Source organism: Hymenobacter sp. DG01 (assembly GCF_006352025.1).
In the GTDB taxonomy this organism is placed as follows: domain Bacteria; phylum Bacteroidota; class Bacteroidia; order Cytophagales; family Hymenobacteraceae; genus Hymenobacter.
This window is the reverse complement of sequence record NZ_CP040936.1, coordinates 4,350,175-4,369,888: the sequence shown is the minus strand read 5'-3', so window position 1 is coordinate 4,369,888 and position 19,714 is coordinate 4,350,175. Positions and strand designations below refer to the sequence as shown.

Genomic DNA, 19,714 nt, shown 5'->3' with positions numbered 1-19,714 from the left:
TCTAAAGCCCCTGCTCGGTCTGATTAGAAGCGGAAGTGCGAGAAAGCCTTGTTGGCTTCTGCCATCCGGTGCGTGTCGTCCTTTTTCTTCACGGCAGCACCTTCACCTTTGGCGGCGGCAATGATTTCGCCAGCCAGCTTGTCCTTCATGGTTTTCTCACCACGACGACGAGCGTATTGGATCAGCCACTTCGAGCCAACGGCAATACGACGGTCCGGACGAACCTCGGTGGGCACCTGGAAGGTAGCACCACCTACGCGGCGGCTCTTCACCTCCACAGTCGGCATTACGTTGTTAAGGGCTTTGCGCCACATTTCCAGGCCGCTTTCCTTGGTGCGCTGCTCAACCAACTCGCAGGCATCGTAGAAAATGGTGTAGGCCAGGTTTTTCTTCCCGTCGTACATCATGTAGTTGACGAAGCGGGTTACCAGCGTCTCCTTGAACTTGGGGTCAGGCAGGAGGATGCGCTTTTTCGGTTTTGACTTTCTCATGGGAGTAGAAATGAGCGACGGACAGCAGGCAACGGACTAAGAACCATTTGCTAGCCGGCGCCGGGCGCTGCCGCCCTCGTTTTCAATTACTTTTTCTTGCCGGGTGCGGGTTTGCCACCTTTGCCAGCTGCGGGAGCCTGGCCGGGCTTCGGACGCTTAGCGCCGTACTTGGAACGACGCTGCAGACGGCCGTTTACGCCGGCGGTGTCAAGAGCGCCACGGATGATGTGGTAACGTACACCGGGAAGGTCTTTCACACGGCCACCACGGATCAGCACGATGCTGTGCTCCTGCAGGTTGTGGCCTTCACCGGGGATGTAGGCGTTAACTTCTTTGCCGTTGGTGAGGCGCACGCGGGCAACTTTACGCATAGCCGAGTTCGGCTTCTTAGGCGTGGTGGTGTACACACGGGTGCAAACGCCACGGCGCTGCGGGCACGAATCAAGAGCCGGCGACTTCGACTTGGTCGTCAGTTTCTCGCGGCCTTTTCGTACTAACTGGTTGATAGTAGGCATCTACGGTAGGTTTTGTCAAGGAGGGTTCTCTCCCAAAAATTAGGCTTGCAAAGGTAGAGAAGTTCAGATCAAATAGCAAACGGGTTGAAAGAGTTAATTTTAGGAGGGCCCGGCGAGTCTTCTGCCCCGGTCACGGCCCTGCTTACTCCTTATGGCTGCGGCCTCTCTCCTACCACTTTCTCTAAGCTTAACCTTCCAGTGGGGGTAAGCGCCAACGGCGCCCCGTGATCTTGCGCAACGTCCGGCGCCAGCCCGGCAGATTCCGGTAGGCTAGTTCCTCCTCATGCAGCTTAGGTAGCGCCAGTTGGTGCAACCGGGCCAGCAGATTTGTAGAGCTTTGGTTACCTGCTGCGGCGAGGACACGAACCAGAGTTGGCCGCACTTCCTTCAGGTTCCAGTAATGCCATAAGTAGTCGGGTACGTCGGCGATGGGGCCTTCGGCGGCAAAGCGCAGGCTGAAGGCCAATTGCTCCATCATGTGCTTGTTATAGGTAGCGTACAGCTGCTCGGCAAGTGCCATAACTTCCGGTAGCAGGTAAGCTTTGTCGCTTCGCAGGGCAATGACGCCGGAGTTGTACAGGTCTGTTTCCGGTGTTACGCGAAACACGCGGCCTGCCACTTCCCATTGGTGTGTTTTGAGGTGGCGATACACCTTGCGGCTCAAGGTATTCCCGCTGATGAGTTGGCCCTCGTTCTGGTGCATGTAGAAATGCCCGGCCGCAATGGAAACGAACAGCGGCGCCGGGTCGCGCCGCCAGATGGTGTCCGTATCCAGAAACAGCAGGTTACCAGGGTAGTGAGACGCGGCGTGTTGCAGAACGCCAATTTTGAGCAGATATACCTTGTTGGCCCCGCCCCGCCAGGCCTGCCACTGTTCCTGGCTCACGGGGGGGTAGTGCACATCGGGCCGGTTGCCCAGCACCTGCTGAAAAGCGTCCGGGGCATCGGTGTACACCAGGATATGCATATCCGGTGCTAGGCTAGCTACCTGCTCGTAATACGACAGGATGCTGAAGTATGCTTCGCACCGGATGGCTTCTGAGCCGTACGCCAGGTAGATCAGGTAATTCATCTGGCAAAGATAACGGACCATACCTCAGCCTTCACGAAGTACACGAATAAGACATAAAGAAGAAAGGGCTTCTATCTTCTCGATAAAAGCCCTTACCTGCGTATAACTTTTCCTGGTTTACGCCTCCCCTACCTTACCCCCGAATCCCATGGGGTACAGCGGGCCTTCGTTGGGCTGCTCCTTGATAGCGCCGTTAGTTTTCTCAAACCGCTCAATGTTCTCGTTCAGGGCAGCTACCAGCCGTTTAGCGTGCTCAGGCGTGAGGATGATGCGCGACTTTACCTTGGCTTTGGGCAGGCCGGGCATCAGCCGGATGAAATCAATGACAAACTCGCTGTTGCTATGCGCAATCATGGCGAGGTTAGCGTACTCGCCCTCGGCAATTTCCTCCGACAGCTCGATGCTGATGGCGTTGGGGTCCTGGGGTTGGGTAGCGTCAGTTTCGGGTTGGGTTGGTTGGTTCATATTGCTTGTTGTTTGCGGTCAGCTTTTAGTTGACGACGCTTTTGCTTGGCGACGGAAATGGTAAAAAGACATACGATAACAGTTATCAGATTGCTAACATAATCGATCAAAACAAAGCTATCTAAGGGAGTTGAGCTATTGTAGATGTTAGCAAACCTGAATACACCCATTATTATCTGATACGCGAGTAGCCAGATTGCGCATACAATTAGCAATACATATCGTGTCATAGCTTGAAACTACTACCCTTTATGTAAAGAAAAAGCCGGCCGGGTTTCCCCAGCCGGCTTCTCTTATGTATTCCGGTTCAGATTACTCCGATACCGACTCGCGGCGCGAGGCACGGGCGCCACGCTTGGCGGGAGCGGGCGTATCGTCGGTCTTGGCAGCTTGGGCGGCTTCCAGCTCTTCCTTCGAGCCCACAATCTGACGCGTGTACTCGCGCAGACCGGTACCAGCCGGGATGAGGTGACCTACGATTACGTTCTCCTTCAGGCCCAGCAGTTCGTCGGCCTTGCCACGGATGGCGGCTTCCGACAGCACCTTGGTCGTTTCCTGGAAGGAAGCGGCCGAGATGAACGACTGCGTACCCAGCGACGCCTGCGTGATACCCTGCAGTGTGGGCCGCGATACGGCCGGCTGTGCGTCACGCACCTGTACCAGGGCAAGGTCACGACGCTTGAGCGACGAGTTTTCGTCGCGCAGACGGCGGGCCGTTACAATCTGGCCAGGCTTCAGGTTGCTGGAGTCACCGGCTTCGGTAACCACCTTCATGTCGATGATGGTATCGTTTTCCTCCATAAAGGAAATCTTGTCCACCACTTGGTGTTCCAGGAAGGTCGTGTCGCCAGCATCGAGGATAACCACCTTCTGCATCATCTGGCGAACGACCACCTCGATGTGCTTATCGTTGATTTTCACACCCTGCAAGCGGTATACTTCCTGAATCTCGTTCACGAGGTATTCCTGCACCGCGCCCGGACCCTGAATGTTCAGGATGTCAGTCGGGGTGATGGCACCGTCGGAAAGCGGAGCACCGGCCCGGATGAAGTCGTTGTCCTGCACCAGAATGTGCTTGGACAGCGGCACCATGTACTTCTTCTTCACGCCGTCTTTCGACTCCACGAAGATTTCACGGTTACCACGCTTCACCGTACCGTAGGTTACTACCCCATCAATTTCAGCCACAACGGCCGGGTTCGAGGGGTTACGTGCTTCGAACAGCTCGGTAACGCGGGGCAGACCACCGGTAATGTCGCGGGTTTTGCCCACAGCACGCGGAATCTTGGCCAGAATCTGACCAGCCTTGATTTTCTCGCCGTTCTCTACGTTCAAGTGCGAACCTACGGGGATGGAATAGCCCTTCGAGCCTTCCATGTCACCCTTCTTGCCAGGGCGAACAATGATGGCCGGGTTCTGATCCTTCGCCTTCGATTCGATAATCACCTTCTCACGGTGACCGGTCTGTTCGTCCGATTCTTCGCGGTAGGTGATGCCTTCGGTGATGGCGTCGTACTGAACGGTACCATCGAACTCGGCCAGAATAACGGCGTTGTAGGGGTCCCAGTTGTTCAGCTCTTGGCCTTTCTCTACCTCCTGGCCTTCGTCAACCAGCAGGAACGAGCCGTACGGTACGTGGTGGGTGATGTACACCTTACCAGTGCCTTTCTCCACGATGCGAATCTCGCCCGAGCGACCCATTACTACTTTCACCGGCTCGCCATCGGCGTTGGCGGTGTCTACAGTGCGGATGTCTTCGAACTCAATTACACCGTTGAACTTGGCCCGCAGGCTAGCTTCTACAGCAATGTTCGAAGCCGTACCACCTACGTGGAAGGTACGCAGGGTCAGCTGAGTACCGGGCTCACCGATAGACTGAGCAGCAATTACGCCGACAGCCTCACCTTTCTGTACCATGCGGCCCGACGACAGGTTGCGGCCGTAGCACTTGGCGCAGATACCACGCTTCGATTCGCAGGTCAGCACCGAGCGGATTTCTACCGATTCGATGCTGGTAGCATCAATGCGGCGAGTAATGTCCTCGGTGATTTCCGTACCAGCCGGCAGGATAACCTCGTCGGTCAGCGGGTCCACGATGTCGTGTACCGCCACGCGGCCCAGGATACGCTCGGCCAGCGGCTCCACGATATCCTCGTTGTCTTTCAGGGCGAAGGTTTCGATACCGCGCAGCGTACCGCAGTCAGTTTCGTTTACGATTACGTCCTGTGACACGTCCACCAGACGACGGGTCAGGTAGCCGGCGTCAGCCGTCTTCAGAGCGGTATCGGCCAGACCCTTACGGGCACCGTGAGTTGAGATGAAGTACTCGATTACGTCCAGACCTTCTTTGAAGTTAGACAGAATCGGGTTTTCAATAATCTCGCCTACCGAACCCTGTAGCGACTTCTGTGGCTTAGCCATCAGACCCCGCATACCGCCGAGCTGACGAATCTGCTCACGCGAACCACGGGCACCGGAGTGCATCATCATGTAAATCGAGTTGAAGCCCTGGTTCTCCTTTTCGAGGCGACCCATGAGGGTTTCAGTGATTTGGTTGTTGATGCGGGTCCAGATGTCGATAACCTGGTTGTAACGCTCGTTGTCCGTAATCAGACCCATCTGGTAGTTCTGCGTTACGGCAGCTACGTCGGCCTGAGCTTGGGCAATAAGGGCGTCTTTCTCGGCGGGGATGTTGATGTCGCCCAGACCCATCGACAGGCCACCTTTGTAAGCCGACTGGAAACCCAGCGTCTTGATGTCGTCGAGGAACTGCGCGGTACGAGCCATACCCGTGCGCTTGAACACCAGCGAAATGATTTGCTGGAGCTTTTTCTTGGTCAGCAGCTCATCTACGAAACCTACTTCCTCAGGCACGAGCTGGTTGAAGAGTACGCGGCCGGCTACGGTTTCGATGATCTTCGTTACGAGGTTATCTTCCTCGTCCCGAACTTTCGTGCGCACCTTAATATAGGCGTGCTTCGACAGCTGACCTTCGTTGATGGCAATTACTACCTCTTCATCGGAGTAGAACATGCGGCCTTCGCCCTGGATCTTCTCGTCGTCGGTGCTGCGCTTGCCTTTGGTCACGTAATATAGACCCAGAACCATGTCCTGCGACGGTACCGCAATGGGCGCGCCGTTAGCGGGGTTCAGGATGTTGTGCGAGGCCAGCATCAGCATAGAGGCTTCCAGAATAGCGGCCGGTCCGAGCGGAACGTGCACAGCCATCTGGTCACCGTCAAAGTCAGCGTTGAAAGCCGTACACACCAATGGGTGCAGCTGAATAGCTTTACCCTCGATGAGGCGAGGCTGGAACGCCTGGATACCCAAACGGTGCAGGGTAGGAGCACGGTTCAGGAGCACTGGGTGGCCTTTCAGCACGTTCTCCAGAATGTCCCATACCACGGCGTCCTTGCGGTCAACGATTTTCTTGGCCGACTTCACCGTTTTCACGATGCCGCGCTCAATGAGCTTGCGGATGATGAACGGCTTGAACAGCTCGGCGGCCATGTTCTTGGGCAGACCGCACTCGTGTAGCTTCAACTCAGGGCCTACCACGATAACCGAACGGCCGGAGTAGTCCACACGCTTACCAAGCAGGTTCTGACGGAAGCGGCCCTGCTTACCTTTCAGCATATCGGACAGCGACTTCAGGGCGCGGTTACCTTCGGCACGCACGGCGTTTACTTTCCGCGAGTTGTCGAAGAGCGAGTCAACGGCTTCCTGCAGCATACGCTTTTCGTTCCGCAGAATCACCTCGGGAGCCTTGATTTCAATCAGGCGCTTGAGGCGGTTATTGCGGATGATTACGCGACGGTACAAGTCGTTCAAGTCGGAAGTAGCGAAACGGCCACCATCCAATGGAACGAGGGGACGCAGTTCCGGGGGAATAACCGGCACCATGCGGATTACCATCCACTCAGGCTTGTTCTCGATGCGAGTAGCAGCGTCGCGGAAAGCTTCCACCACGCGCAGACGCTTCAGAGCTTCCGCCTTACGCTGCTGCGAAGTTTCGTGCGCAGCAGAGTCACGCAGCGAGTATGACAGCTCGTCGAGGTTGATGCGCTCCAGCAACAGCTGCAGGGCATCGGCACCCATGCGGGCGATGAACTTATTGGGGTCCTCGTTCGGCAGCATCTGGTTCTCGCGGGGGAGCTTGTCGATGATGTCGAGGTATTCGTCTTCGGTGAGGAAGTCGAGCTGCTGCACACCTTCTTCGGCCAATACGCCCGGCTGTACTACTACATACCGCTCGTAATAGATAATCTGATCAAGCTTCTTGGTGGGCAGGCCCAGCAGGTAGCCGATTTTATTGGGCAGGGACTTAAAGTACCAGATGTGCGCAACGGGCACCACCAGTTCGATGTGGCCCATCCGCTCCCGACGTACTTTCTTCTCGGTCACCTCCACGCCGCAACGGTCGCAAATGATGCCTTTGTAGCGAATCCGCTTGTATTTGCCGCAGTGGCATTCCCAGTCCTTCACCGGACCGAAAATCCGCTCGCAAAACAGGCCGCCCATCTCGGGCTTGTACGTCCGGTAGTTGATCGTCTCGGGCTTTACAACTTCACCGTTCGACCGCTCCAGAATGGATTCGGGCGAGGCCAGCGAAATGGTAACTTTCGAGAAGTCCTGTACCAGTTTCTTGTTTTTTGCAAACGCCATGTAGGGTAGCTGTTGTTAGCTGGTGGCTTTTATCTGTTCGTTGGTTCCGCTATTCTTAAGAGTAGTCGGAAAGAACATAACAGTTCGACTCTGCGAAAAGTGCTCTGTGGGTCGGATAGGTACGCCGCGCAGTAGTTTTTCGCCAGGTCTGGCAATCGGGTGGCTCAGCTAGCTGAACCGGTTGCGGCCAACTACTGCCGGAGGTTGGTGTCGTTCTGACCATATCTCGGAACGACGCCGGCAGCGGCGGTTATCGGTTTCCCGAACCGCGGGTTTATACGCTTTGAAGGGGTAGGTGCCAACATCGAAACGTCAGCCCCTACCCTTCAAAAATTAGTCAAGCGTGATTTCCAGGGCCAGACCACGTAGCTCGTGGATGAGTACGTTGAATGACTCAGGGATATTCGGCTTGGGTAGTACGTCGCCTTTTACAATGGCTTCGTACGCTTTAGCGCGGCCTACCACGTCATCCGACTTCACTGTCAGGATTTCCTGCAGCACGTTGGAAGCACCGAAGGCCTCCAGCGCCCACACCTCCATCTCACCGAAGCGCTGACCACCGAACTGCGCCTTACCACCCAGCGGCTGCTGCGTGATGAGCGAGTACGGCCCGATGGAACGGGCGTGCATCTTGTCGTCAACCAAGTGACCAAGCTTGAGCATGTAAATCACGCCCACGGTTACCGGCTGGTCGAAACGCTGACCCGTGAGACCATCGTGCAGGTAAGCACGGCCAAAGTGCGGTAGCCCAGCTTCCGTCAGTTCGCGCGATACTTCCTCTTCAGTAGCACCGTCGAAAATGGGGGTAGCGTAGGTGCGGCCTAGCTTCAGGCCAGCCCAGCCCAGTACGGTCTCGTAAATCTGACCGATGTTCATGCGGCTCGGTACACCCAGCGGGTTGAGCACGATATCCATCGGGGTGCCGTCGGGCAGGAAGGGCATGTCCTCGTCGCGCACGATGCGGGCTACTACCCCTTTATTACCGTGACGACCGGCCATCTTGTCACCTACTTTCAGCTTACGCTTCTTGGCGATGTACACTTTAGCCAGCTGCACGATACCGGCGGGCAGTTCGTCGCCCACTTCCAGCGTGAACCGGTCGCGCTTGAAACGAGCCGTGATGGTGTTGCGCTTCTTGGTGTAGTTCTTCACCAATTCAGACAGCATCCCATTCACTTTATCGTCGGCGGTCCAGTTCTCCAGAATGAGGTCTTTGAACATGTTCACCTCCTCCGGCACAGCATAGTTGCTCTCGTCCTTATAGGGGTTCTTCTCGGGGAACAGCGCTTCCGTGATGTTCTTCTTCCCGAATTTCACACCCTTAGTCAGAATTTCGTCGCCAAACTTGTGCTTCACGCCTTGGGAAGTTTTGCCTTCCAGCAGTTGCACCAGCTTCTCGATCATCACGGCTTTGATACCGCGCAGTTCGCGAGCATACGACTCCTTCAGCTCTTCTACTTCCTTCTTCGACTTGGCCCGCAGGTTTTTGTCTTTCTTCGGACGTGAGAACAGCTTGGTGCCGATTACTACCCCGTTCAGGGAAGGCGGCGCCTTGAGGGAGGCGTCCTTCACGTCGCCGGCTTTGTCACCGAAGATGGCACGGAGCAGCTTCTCCTCCGGGGTCGGGTCAGTTTCGCCCTTGGGCGTAATCTTACCGATGAGGATGTCGCCTTCGCGAACCTCAGCACCCAGACGGATGATGCCGTTGTCGTCGAGGTTGCGTACGGCTTCTTCGCTCACGTTCGGAATTTCCGAGGTCAGCTCTTCTTCGCCGCGCTTAGTCTCGCGTACTTCCAACTCAAACTCCTCAATGTGAATCGAGGTAAAGATGTCGTCGCGAACTACACGCTCCGAAATAACGATGGCGTCTTCGAAGTTGTAACCCTGCCACGGCATGAAAGCTACCTGCATGTTGCGACCCAATGCCAGTTCACCCTGGTTCGTGCCATAGCCTTCGCAGAGAGGTTGACCTTTGGTTACCCGCTCACCCTTCTTCACGATGGGCGTCAGGTTAATGCAGGTATCCTGGTTGGTACGACGGAACTTGATCAGGTCGTACGAAATCTTCTCTGCATCAAAGCTTACGAGGATATCGTCTTCCGTCAGGTCGTACTTCACCACAATCTTGTTGGCGTCCACGTAGTCAATAACCCCGTCGCCCTCGGCCACTACCAATGTGCGGGAGTCAATAGCCACACGTCCTTCCAGACCAGTACCTACGATAGGTGCTTCTGCACGCAGCAAGGGCACGGCCTGACGCTGCATGTTCGAACCCATCAGGGCGCGGTTGGCGTCGTCGTGCTCCAGGAACGGAATCAGCGAAGCAGCTACCGATACAATCTGGTTCGGTGCTACGTCCATGTAGGAATACTCAGTCGGACCTACTACCGGGAAGTCACCTTCAAAACGGCCTTTAACAAGCTCATTTACGAAGTTGCCTTCCTCATCAATCCGGGCGTTGGCCTGTGCGATGTGGTGGGTATCCTCTTCCTCAGCCGTCAGGTACTTCACGTTCTCCGTGGTATCTACCTTGCCGTTTTCAACGGTGCGGTAGGGAGTTTCGATAAAGCCCATCGAGTTTACCCGGGCGTGCACGCAAAGCGACGAAATCAAACCGATGTTCGGTCCTTCCGGCGTTTCAATGGTGCAAAGACGGCCGTAATGGGTGTAGTGAACGTCACGCACCTCGAAACCAGCCCGCTCACGCGACAGACCGCCCGGCCCCAGGGCCGATACGCGACGCTTGTGCGTCACCTCGGCCAGCGGGTTGGTTTGGTCCATGAACTGCGACAACTGGTTGGTGCCGAAGAATGAGTTGATAACCGACGACAGCGTACGGGCGTTGATCAGGTCAACCGGCTTGAAGTCCTCGTTGTCGCGCACGTTCATGCGCTCCTTGATGGTACGCGCCATACGGGCCAAGCCTACGCCGAACTGGGCGTACAACTGCTCCCCTACCGTGCGAACCCGACGATTGCTCAAGTGGTCAATGTCATCGACAATGGCCTTCGAGTTGATCAGACCGATCAGGTATTTCACGATGAGAACGATGTCCTCATTGGTCAGCACGCGGGCGTCCCAGTTCGTGTCAATACCCAGCTTCTTATTGATACGGTAGCGGCCTACGTCACCTAGGTCGTAGCGCTTATCCGAGAAGAATAGCTTTTGGATGATGTCGCGGGCAGTTTCTTCGTCAGGAGCTTCCGTGTTACGGAGCTGACGGTAGATTTGCTCAACGGCTTCTTTCTCCGAGTTGGAGTTGTCCTTCTGTAGCGTGTTGTAAATGATTGCGTAGTCCGCAATGTTTACGTTCTCGCGGTGCAGAATAACCGACTTGGCCCCAGCGTTCAGGATTACGTCGATGTCCTCCTCTTCAATGGTTGAGTCACGCTCCAGCAGAACCTCGTTTCGGTCGATGGACACCACTTCACCGGTATCCTCGTCCACGAAGTCTTCTGTCCAGGTGCGGAGCACCCGAGCGGCCAGCTTGCGGCCTACAGCCTTCTTGAGGTTCTTCTTATCGGCTTTCACCTCTTCCGACAGCCCGAACAGGTCGAGGATGTCTTTATCGGTGCCGTAGCCGATAGCACGCAGCAGCGTAGTAACCGGGAATTTCTTCTTCCGGTCAATGTACGCGTACATCACGTTGTTCACGTCCGTGGCGAATTCAATCCACGAACCCTTGAACGGAATGATACGGGCCGAATACAGCTTGGTACCGTTGGTGTGCTTGCTCTGAGCAAAGAACACACCCGGTGAGCGGTGCAGCTGCGATACGATTACACGCTCTGCTCCGTTGATTACGAACGAGCCTTTTTCGGTCATGTAGGGAATATTCCCCAAAAAAACCTCTTGCTCAATCGTCTCGAAGTCCTCGTTGTCCGTATCATTACAGATCAGGCGCAACTTGGCTTTCAACGGTACCGAGTACGTCAGACCCCGGTCAATGCACTCGTCCACGGAGTACTTCGGCGGATCGACGTGGTAGTCGATGAACTCCAGCACAAAGTTTTCGCGCGAGTCCGAAATCGGAAAGTTCTCGGCGAATACTTTGAAAAGGCCTTCATCGGTACGGTTCTCGGCAGCCGTTTCCAACTGGAAGAAATCCATGAACGAGCGAACCTGCACGTCTAGGAAATCCGGGTACTCAATAACCTTTTTAATCTTGGCGAAGTTGATCCGCTCGTCAGCGGCTGACAATTTCTGCAGCCCTGCCTGTGCTTTCGATGTAGCCAATGTATGTGGGGTTAGGAAATGGATACTGAGAGAATCCGGTTCAAGCAGTCAGGAGTCCCGATAGCCTGAACAAAAACGGAAGTTTCGGGCGCACGAAAGCGCAAAGCCTCAACCTTGCGCTCCTAGCGTCCGTAGGCACAAAAAGCCGCTAAGCGGCACGCAAACGAACTTCCGACTAGTTTGTTGCCTACAAACAGGAAAAGACCTGGCTTAGTTGCCAGGCCTCTCCATATTTGCTGGTTTTAAGAGCAGGCAGCAGAAATTACTTAACTTCTACTTCAGCGCCAGCTTCTTCCAGTTGCTTTTTCAGCGACTCAGCTTCGTCTTTAGCAACACCTTCTTTCAGGGGCTTGGGAGCACCGTCAACCAGTTCTTTAGCTTCTTTCAGGCCCAGACCGGTCAGGTCTTTCACCAGTTTCACCACAGCCAGTTTGCCAGCACCAGCCGACTTCAGGATTACGTCGAACGAAGTCTTCTCCTCAGGAGCGTCAGCAGCACCAGCGCCAGCACCACCAGCAACCATTACGGGAGCAGCAGCAGCAGGCTCAATGCCATACTCGTCTTTCAGGATAGTAGCCAGTTCGTTTACTTCTTTTACCGTCAGGCTAACGAGCTGCTCGGCGAATGCTTTCAAATCTGCCATTTCTGTAGATTGTTAAAAAGGGGGTTGTTGAACTTTGGAAATTGAAAGTGAAAAAGATGAGCAGCGGTTAGCCTGCAACCTCTTCTTTTTCGGAAAGCGTTTTGAGGATGCCAGCCAGTTTGTTGCCACCGCTCGACAGAGCAGAGATAACATTTTTGGCGGGCGACTGGAGCAGACCGATAACGTCACCGATAAGCTCGTTTTTGCCTTTCAGCGTGCTGAGGCTAGTCAGTTGGTTAGCGCCGATATAGATGCTGGCATCTACATAAGCACCTTTCAGAGCGGGCTTAGGCTCAACACCTTTGCCGTAGTTCTGAGCTTTGTAGAAGTCCTGCAGCAATTTGGCAGGAGCATTACCCGACTCTTTCGAGAACAGGATACCCGACTGGCCTTGCAGAGCTGCGTCCATCTCCGCGGTATCGCCACCGAGGGTGTCGAGAGCCTTGCGGATAAACGTGTTCTTGTACACTTTGAACTCCATGCCGCGGTTGAAGCACAGGCGACGGAATTCGTTGATTTTCGCCACCGACATCCCCGAAGCATCGGCGATGTAGAACGCGTTGTGCGATTGAAACTTCTCGCTCAACTCGTCGACGAGGGCTTGTTTGTCTTCCCGGATCATATCGTCGTGTTGATTAAAACTTAGGCGGAAGTTACTTGCGTGTCAACCGGAACAGCAGGCGACATCGTGCTCGAAAGCGTGATGCTCTTGATGTAAGTGCCTTTGGCCGAGGAAGGCTTCAGTCGCTGGAGCGTCTGGATAACCTCAATGGCGTTTTCGGCGAGCTTCTGCTCATCGAACGACACTTTACCAACCGAGCAGTGGATGATACCGGTTTTGTCAACCTTGAAGTCGATTTTACCGGCTTTCACCTCTTGCACAGCCTTGGCTACGTCCGTGGTTACGGTGCCCGACTTGGGGTTCGGCATCAGGCCGCGAGGACCCAGTACACGGCCCAGACGACCAACCTTGGCCATTACCGACGGCATCGTGATGATTACGTCGATATCGGTCCAGCCTTTCTCGATTTTCGAGATGTAGTCGTCCAGACCAACATAATCAGCACCAGCTGCAGTAGCCTCGGCTTCTTTGTCGGCGGTAACCAGGGCTAGAACACGAACGGTTTTGCCAGTACCGTGGGGCAGCGTGGCTACGCCACGTACCATCTGGTCGGCTTTGCGGGGGTCAACGCCCAAGCGAACGTCGATGTCAACAGAAGCATCAAACTTGGTGTAGGTAATGTCCTTCACCACTTTGGCGGCTTCCACCAAGTTCCGAACTTCGGTCAGGTCATGCTTGGCAAGGGCTTCCTTGCGCTTTTTGCTAATCTTTGCCATGTGTCTTCTCCGTCGTTATATTATTCAGCAAAGGGAGAAGTACCCGAGATGGTGATGCCCATGCTGCGAGCCGTACCAGCCACCTGACGCATAGCCGACTCCACCTTGAAGGCATTCAGATCGGGCATTTTCGTTTCGGCGATGGTGCGCACTTGGTCCCATGATACCGACCCTACCTTGTTACGGTTCGGCTCTTTCGAGCCGCCCTGGAGCTTGGCAGCGTCCATGAGTAGAACCGGCACCGGCGGGGTCTTCACCACGAAGTCGAACGACTTGTCGGTGTACATGGTGATGAGTACAGGACAAACTTGGCCGGCCTTATCTTGGGTGCGAGCATTGAACTGCTTGCAGAACTCCATGATGTTAAGGCCTTTGCTACCAAGTGCAGGTCCAACCGGCGGCGCGGGGTTCGCGGCGCCTCCCTTTATCTGAAGCTTCAGATAACCTCTAATTTCCTTGGCCATTTGGTTTGAAAGGCTTCGGGCTCCTACGGTAACACGTACTTGCCCTCAGATGAAAATTGCTCCAAAGTGGAAGCACCACCGGCCCGGAGCGGATAACCGGTGACGTTTTATTGGTTTACGCTTCCTTTTCAACCTGGGTGTAGCTCAGCTCCATGGGCGTGCTACGGCCGAAAATTTTCACGATAACATTCAGCTTCTTCCGTTCCTCAAATACCTCGGACACTGTGCCCGACATACCTGCAAATCCACCGTCCACAATCTTAACCAGTTCGCCTACTACAAATGGGGTTTCCAAGGTAGCGGCCTGCTCTTCCACTTCATCCACAATCCCAAGGATGCGGTTTACTTCAGAAATATGCAGGGGAACGGGCTTAGTATTCTGGTTGGCAGCTTTGCCTTCCTTGTCGCTGAGAAACCCAATTACGCCAGGTGTGCTAGTAATAATGTGGTCAACTTCCCCGTGCGTAAGGTCGGCGTGGATGATGATGTAGCCAGGGTAAAGGTTCCGCTCACGCACACGCTTCTTACCGTTGCGCATCTCGAACACCTTCTCCACCGGAATCAATACCTGTGGCACTAGATCAGAAAGGCCATGGCGGCCAATCTCAGTTTCCAGGTAGGTTTTGGCTTTTTTCTCTTGTCCGCTCACGGAGCGGACTACGTACCATTTCAACTCGCCCATTGCTGTCGTCTAGTTCTACCGATTAACGGAACGAGTTATAGAAGGCATCCAAGCCTTTGTTGAAAATCACATCCATCAAACCTACTACTGCAGCGAAAAGCAGCGAGCCGATCAGGACAAGACCAGCGCTTTTCTGCAGCTCTTCTAGCGAAGGCCACGTCACTTTGTAGCGCATCTCTTCAGAGGTTTCCCGGAAGTAGTTTGTTAGCTTGCTCATAGTGATGGCACCGGTTTGGTGTGTTAAAACTACGGCTGCCGAAGCAGCCGTAGTTTTCATTGGCACGGGCGGAGAGATTCGAACTCCCATCAAAGGTTTTGGAGACCTCTATTCTACCCTTGAACTACGCCCGTGTATGTATCCTTACCAGTCAAGGTGCTGGATTGGGACTGCAAATGTATGGAACTCTTTACACAAAACAAATCCGCCCCCGAAAATTTCGGGGGCGGATTATCTTATTTCACCAGAATCTGGTTAGAAACTACTCGGTGATTTCAGTAACCTGACCGGCACCTACGGTACGGCCACCTTCGCGGATAGCGAAACGCAGACCTTTTTCCATAGCTACGGCGTTGATCAGCTCAACCGAGATGGTTACGTTGTCACCGGGCATTACCATTTCTACACCCTCAGCCAGCGTGATGATGCCGGTTACGTCGGTGGTGCGGAAATAGAACTGGGGACGGTAGTTGTTGAAGAACGGGGTGTGACGACCACCTTCTTCTTTTGACAGCACGTACACCTCAGCCTTGAACTTGGTGTGCGGCTTAACCGAACCCGGCTTGCAGATTACCATACCGCGACGGATATCGTCTTTCTCGATACCGCGGAGCAGCAGACCTACGTTGTCACCAGCTTCGCCACGGTCCAGGATTTTGCGGAACATTTCCACACCCGTAACCGTCGACTTCAGACCTTGCTTGGCACCCATACCCAGGATGTCAACTTGCTCACCCGAGTTGATGATACCACGCTCGATACGGCCGGTAGCAACCGTACCACGACCCGTGATAGAGAATACGTCCTCTACCGGCATCAGGAAGGGCAGGTCGGTCAGACGAGCAGGAATCGGAATGTAGCTATCAACAGCAGCCATCAGCTCCTCGATCTTGGGAACCCAGTTAGCGTCGCCGTTCAGGCCGCCCAGAGCCGAGCCCTGAATAACCGGAATGTTGTCGCCGTCGAAGTCGTAGAACGAGAGCAGTTCGCGGATTTCCATTTCCACCAGCTCGAGCAGCTCGGGGTCATCCACCATGTCCACTTTGTTCATGAACACTACCAGCTGAGGTACACCTACCTGACGAGCGAGCAGGATGTGCTCACGGGTCTGGGGCATCGGGCCGTCGGTAGCAGCTACCACGAGGATAGCGCCGTCCATCTGAGCAGCACCCGTTACCATGTTCTTCACGTAGTCAGCGTGACCGGGGCAGTCAACGTGAGCGTAGTGACGGTTTTCGGTAGCGTATTCTACGTGAGCGGTGTTGATGGTGATACCACGCTCTTTTTCTTCGGGAGCATTGTCAATCGAAGAGAAGTCGCGCTTGGCAGCCAGACCCTTGTTAGCCAGAACCGTGGTGATGGCAGCGGTAAGGGTGGTTTTGCCGTGGTCCACGTGACCAATCGTGCCGATGTTTACGTGCGGCTTGGACCGGTCAAAATTTTCTTTAGCCATTGTAAAGAGATTAAGAGGAATTTTGAGGTAAAGAGGGGGAAACGCGACTAGACTATACAGTAAGAAAGCGAAACACAGCTCCGTTTAGTCGGGACTGCACGTCGCTTTACTTTGCTGACAGTTTCCAAACGGTGCAGTCGCGCTGCCCCGTTGGTACTCGTAATTCTGAGCCATTTATGGGATTTGAACCCATGACCTCTTCCTTACCAAGGAAGTGCTCTACCACTGAGCTAAAACGGCTTATTTTGGTTTGGCAAAGATACAACAGCGAAAGAACTTATGCCAGTACAACTGGAGCTTGTTACTTCTCGCTGCCATTCCGGGCACCGAGCGGGAGACGAGGTTCGAACCCGCGACCTGCAGCTTGGAAGGCTGCCGCTCTACCAACTGAGCTACTCCCGCGTAAGTGATACGGCGAAATGGTGAACCGCGAGTCTAACTCACCATTTCACCATCTCACTATGTCACGTGTGGGGGGAGAAGGATTCGAACCTTCGAAGTCGTAAGACAACGGAGTTACAGTCCGTCCCATTTGGCCGCTCTGGAATCCCCCCAGCTTGTTTTCCTTGTCGCTTACAAGGAAATTACCCTTTCAACCTTAAGCGGCCGAAGCCGTTACTGTGTCGATTGGAGTTGCAAAATTAGAGGCTTTCTGACGTAAGTCAAGTCTCCGGATTAAAAAGGTTTTATTTTTTTCTTTCTGTTTACAGTCTTTGTTGGATTCGAGACTAGCTAACCTATTGACTTCCTATCTGAAACAAAGAAATAAAATACGCGGCGCAAGCCTGAAAAAAATTACTGAATAAGGCTATACATTGACTTTAGGTCAGCGTCTTTCTCTTTGTTACGGATGTCCTGCAGGATGGGCTTGAGGGTAGGCATGCTGGCTACGAGCTGGTGTAAACCCTTATAAGCGCCCAACCGCACATACATCTGGGAGTGATTCCTGGCTAGGGACTCCAAGCGCTGAATACCTTTTTCTCGCTCTATAGGCGGGATGCGCTGCATAAGCGTTCCGAAGTTTTCCAGCATTACGTAAAGCACCTCAGCAGGTGCGTCCTGACTCCGGCGCAAAAACCACTGGTAGTCTTCCAGATTACCATTGAGGCCATAATAATTCGAAAGCGCCGTAAGCAAGGCAGAATTTTTGGTTTCCTGCAGGGCTGCCATCTGAGCCCGGGTATTGGGGGTAGGTGCTTTAGATAAAGCCTCTACAGCCGCCCCTACTACTAAGTAAGAGCTATCCTTGAGGGCAGCGGCATACACTTCATTAAAATCCTCGTTAGGAAAGGAGGATAGGACGCTAATAGCTGTGGCGCGTACTACCCCCCTCTTTTCCGTCATGGCAACCCGCTGCAGATCCTTGCGGACAGCGTTGCCTTCCGCACCACGGTAGCGACGCAAACCATCAAGTGCGGCTACGCGCACGGCCCAAAAGGGGTCGTTTAATGCATTCCGAAACGCGGAACTGACGGTCAAGTCGGCGGATTTACTGCGCAGTCCCTGAATAGCATCGTATTTCTGCTGATAACCGCGGGCATGACTTAGCTGGTATAGCAACTCCTCCTGGCTCTGGACCTCATCTATCTGGGCCAGCAGTACGCCTTCGTGGTCGAATTTTACTAGGCTAGGACGCTGGCTGGCGGGCAGGCGAAACGTTTGGTCGGCTTTGGTGACCAGAATCCGGTGCTCGGTGGGTTGATTGTTATTCCAAGTGGCTACCACCACGGGCAGCCGATATACGGGCTGGTACAGGGTATCCTGTACTTGTTGCACGCGCACAACTACCTGGTTGCTCTCGTAGGAATGCGTAACCCTTAACTCCGGGTGGCCGCGCTGCATAAACCACTGGTCGAAAAACCACGTCAAATCCTCACCTGTCGTTTCCTCAAAGGCTAAGCGCAGCTTGGCTATTTCGGTAGTCGAAAACTTGTTCTGGTTTAGATAACGGTTCAGGGCCACGAAGAAGGCATCGTCGCCTACATAGTTGCGCAGCATGTGCAGTACCCGGCCACCTTTGTCATAGGAGTGGCGGTCGAACATGTCTTCTTGGTCGGCGTAGCGGTAGCGAATGAGTGGCTCACGCTTGGTCTGGGCTTCTTCAAGGTAGTTGCGAAGCTTGGTTTGCTGGACCAGGGCAGCGGCATCGGGACCGTATTTGTGTTCGGCCCACAGCAGCTCTGAATAATCGGCGAACGACTCGTTTAGGGGCAGGTTGGCCCACGATTCGGTTGTTACATAGTCGCCGAACCACTGATGGAAAAGCTCGTGCGCAATAACTGACTCCGGCTCGTAGGACATATCGGGCAACTCGCGGGCGCTGAACTGCACCAACTGTTGCTGAAAGGTAGAGGCCGTAGTATTCTCCATGGCCCCGGATACAAAGTCATGCACGGCTACCTGGGCATACTTCTCCCATGGATATTCTACGCCCAGCTTTTTGGAGAAGAACTCCAGCATTTCGGGCGTGTTGCCAAACACAGTCTTGGCGGTGTGCTGAAAAGGCGGATCAACGTAGTACTCCACCGGCTTGCCCCGCCATGTATCCGTAACTACTGCAAAATCGCCGACGGCCAGCATGGCCAGGTAGGGCGCGTGCGGTAGGCTTTGCTTCCAGACATCGGTCCGGGTACCATCAGGGTTGCGGCGCGAGGAAACGAGCAATCCGTTGGAAAGAGTCTTAAACCCACTTTCCACGGTTAAGCTGATTTCCTGGGTCATCCGCTGGTTGGGCTTATCAATGGTCGGAAACCAGCAGGAACTGCCCTCCGTTTCGCCCTGGGTCCAGACCTGACGCGGCTTGTCCTTTTCGGTGCCCAGCGGATTGATAAAGTACAGGCCTTTGTCCTCCGTAATAGCCTCACTCCCACCTTTGGGCAGCTCATTGGGTTTGGCCACGTACTGAATCCGCACCTGATACTGTTCGGTGCGCTGGTATTGCCGGTCGAGGCTGATAGTCAGCTTTTTCTTATCGTAGCTGTACTTCAGGTCCTTGCCTTTCTTCCCACCATTGAGCAGCTCTACGCTTTTTATATCAAGACCCTTCGCATCGAGCACCAGCTGGTTCTGGGGGTAAAAATGGGGCCGCACGGTAAGCGAAGCTGTGCCCAGCAGCCACTGCTTTGCCCAGTCGAAGCGGACGTCCAGCTTGGTATCGATCAGATCGTGCAGCAGGGTAGCCGCCGGCTGTACCGGGTTGGTGGAGGGTAGCCAGTTGGGAATGGGCAACGCGGCCGGAGCAGAAACAGGAGCTTCGGTAACAGGAGTTTTCTTGCGAGCCGGGTGGCTGACAGTAGAAGCCGGGCGGCTGGATTTAACTGCCTGAGCGGAAGCCGTAAACTGACACAATAGTGTTAGAGCAAGGGCGCCGAGGACCGGGTATTTCATGCAGAAAGGCACTAGGGTATTGGAGGGTCAAGTTCCGAATTTATTTCAGAATTGGCCTATCTTTAAGGCCTTTTCCACCCACCCCT

At 54.4% G+C, this 19,714-nt stretch carries 14 protein-coding genes and 4 tRNA genes; all 18 read right to left on the bottom strand.

Annotated features, from left to right (window positions below):
* Positions 1–23: 23 nt before the first annotated feature.
* The gene (rpsG, locus tag FGZ14_RS18570; RefSeq protein ID WP_110976705.1) at positions 24–491 is read right to left on the bottom strand and encodes a 30S ribosomal protein S7; all 468 of its coding nucleotides are present in this window, start codon (positions 489–491) and stop codon (positions 24–26) included.
* A gap of 86 nt (positions 492–577) precedes the next feature.
* Positions 578–1,006, bottom strand: a complete 429-nt coding sequence (gene rpsL / locus FGZ14_RS18565) for a 30S ribosomal protein S12 (protein ID WP_110976704.1) — start codon at positions 1,004–1,006, stop codon at positions 578–580.
* Positions 1,007–1,193: 187 nt separating this feature from the next.
* Complete coding sequence (locus FGZ14_RS18560; RefSeq protein WP_180754412.1) at positions 1,194–2,078, bottom strand: putative nucleotide-diphospho-sugar transferase; 885 nt, start codon at positions 2,076–2,078, stop codon at positions 1,194–1,196.
* Positions 2,079–2,195: 117 nt separating this feature from the next.
* Complete coding sequence (locus tag FGZ14_RS18555) at positions 2,196–2,543, bottom strand: DUF3467 domain-containing protein (protein ID WP_139925664.1); 348 nt, start codon at positions 2,541–2,543, stop codon at positions 2,196–2,198.
* Between the two features lie 312 nt (positions 2,544–2,855).
* On the bottom strand, positions 2,856–7,208 hold the full coding sequence (gene rpoC / locus FGZ14_RS18550) for a DNA-directed RNA polymerase subunit beta' (protein ID WP_139925663.1): 4,353 nt from the start codon (positions 7,206–7,208) through the stop codon (positions 2,856–2,858).
* 333 nt (positions 7,209–7,541) lie between these two features.
* Positions 7,542–11,417, bottom strand: a complete 3,876-nt coding sequence (gene rpoB / locus FGZ14_RS18545; RefSeq protein WP_180754634.1) for a DNA-directed RNA polymerase subunit beta — start codon at positions 11,415–11,417, stop codon at positions 7,542–7,544.
* 289 nt (positions 11,418–11,706) lie between these two features.
* Positions 11,707–12,087, bottom strand: coding sequence for a 50S ribosomal protein L7/L12 (rplL, locus tag FGZ14_RS18540; RefSeq protein WP_139925662.1), 381 nt, complete (start codon positions 12,085–12,087; stop codon positions 11,707–11,709).
* Positions 12,088–12,154: 67 nt separating this feature from the next.
* Positions 12,155–12,709 (bottom strand): 50S ribosomal protein L10, encoded by a 555-nt coding sequence (gene rplJ / locus FGZ14_RS18535; protein ID WP_139925661.1) that lies wholly within the window; start codon positions 12,707–12,709, stop codon positions 12,155–12,157.
* 20 nt (positions 12,710–12,729) lie between these two features.
* A complete protein-coding gene (gene rplA / locus FGZ14_RS18530) occupies positions 12,730–13,425 on the bottom strand; it encodes a 50S ribosomal protein L1 (protein WP_139925660.1) in 696 nt (231 codons plus the stop codon).
* Positions 13,426–13,445: 20 nt separating this feature from the next.
* Entirely contained in the window at positions 13,446–13,889 is a 444-nt protein-coding gene (rplK, locus tag FGZ14_RS18525; protein ID WP_139925659.1) for a 50S ribosomal protein L11, read from the bottom strand.
* Positions 13,890–14,004: 115 nt separating this feature from the next.
* Complete coding sequence (gene nusG / locus FGZ14_RS18520; protein ID WP_125427631.1) at positions 14,005–14,571, bottom strand: transcription termination/antitermination protein NusG; 567 nt, start codon at positions 14,569–14,571, stop codon at positions 14,005–14,007.
* A gap of 22 nt (positions 14,572–14,593) precedes the next feature.
* Complete coding sequence (gene secE / locus FGZ14_RS18515) at positions 14,594–14,848, bottom strand: preprotein translocase subunit SecE (RefSeq protein WP_308217161.1); 255 nt, start codon at positions 14,846–14,848, stop codon at positions 14,594–14,596.
* Positions 14,849–14,922, bottom strand: a tRNA-Trp gene (locus FGZ14_RS18510).
* Positions 14,923–15,050: 128 nt separating this feature from the next.
* Entirely contained in the window at positions 15,051–16,241 is a 1,191-nt protein-coding gene (tuf, locus tag FGZ14_RS18505) for an elongation factor Tu (protein WP_139925658.1), read from the bottom strand.
* 168 nt (positions 16,242–16,409) lie between these two features.
* Positions 16,410–16,481 (bottom strand) — tRNA-Thr (locus tag FGZ14_RS18500).
* An 89-nt stretch (positions 16,482–16,570) separates the two neighbouring features.
* Positions 16,571–16,643, bottom strand: a tRNA-Gly gene (locus tag FGZ14_RS18495).
* A gap of 69 nt (positions 16,644–16,712) precedes the next feature.
* A tRNA-Tyr gene (locus FGZ14_RS18490) sits at positions 16,713–16,795 on the bottom strand.
* Positions 16,796–17,036: 241 nt separating this feature from the next.
* Positions 17,037–19,628, bottom strand: a complete 2,592-nt coding sequence (locus tag FGZ14_RS18485; RefSeq protein ID WP_139925657.1) for a M1 family metallopeptidase — start codon at positions 19,626–19,628, stop codon at positions 17,037–17,039.
* Positions 19,629–19,714: the final 86 nt, after the last annotated feature.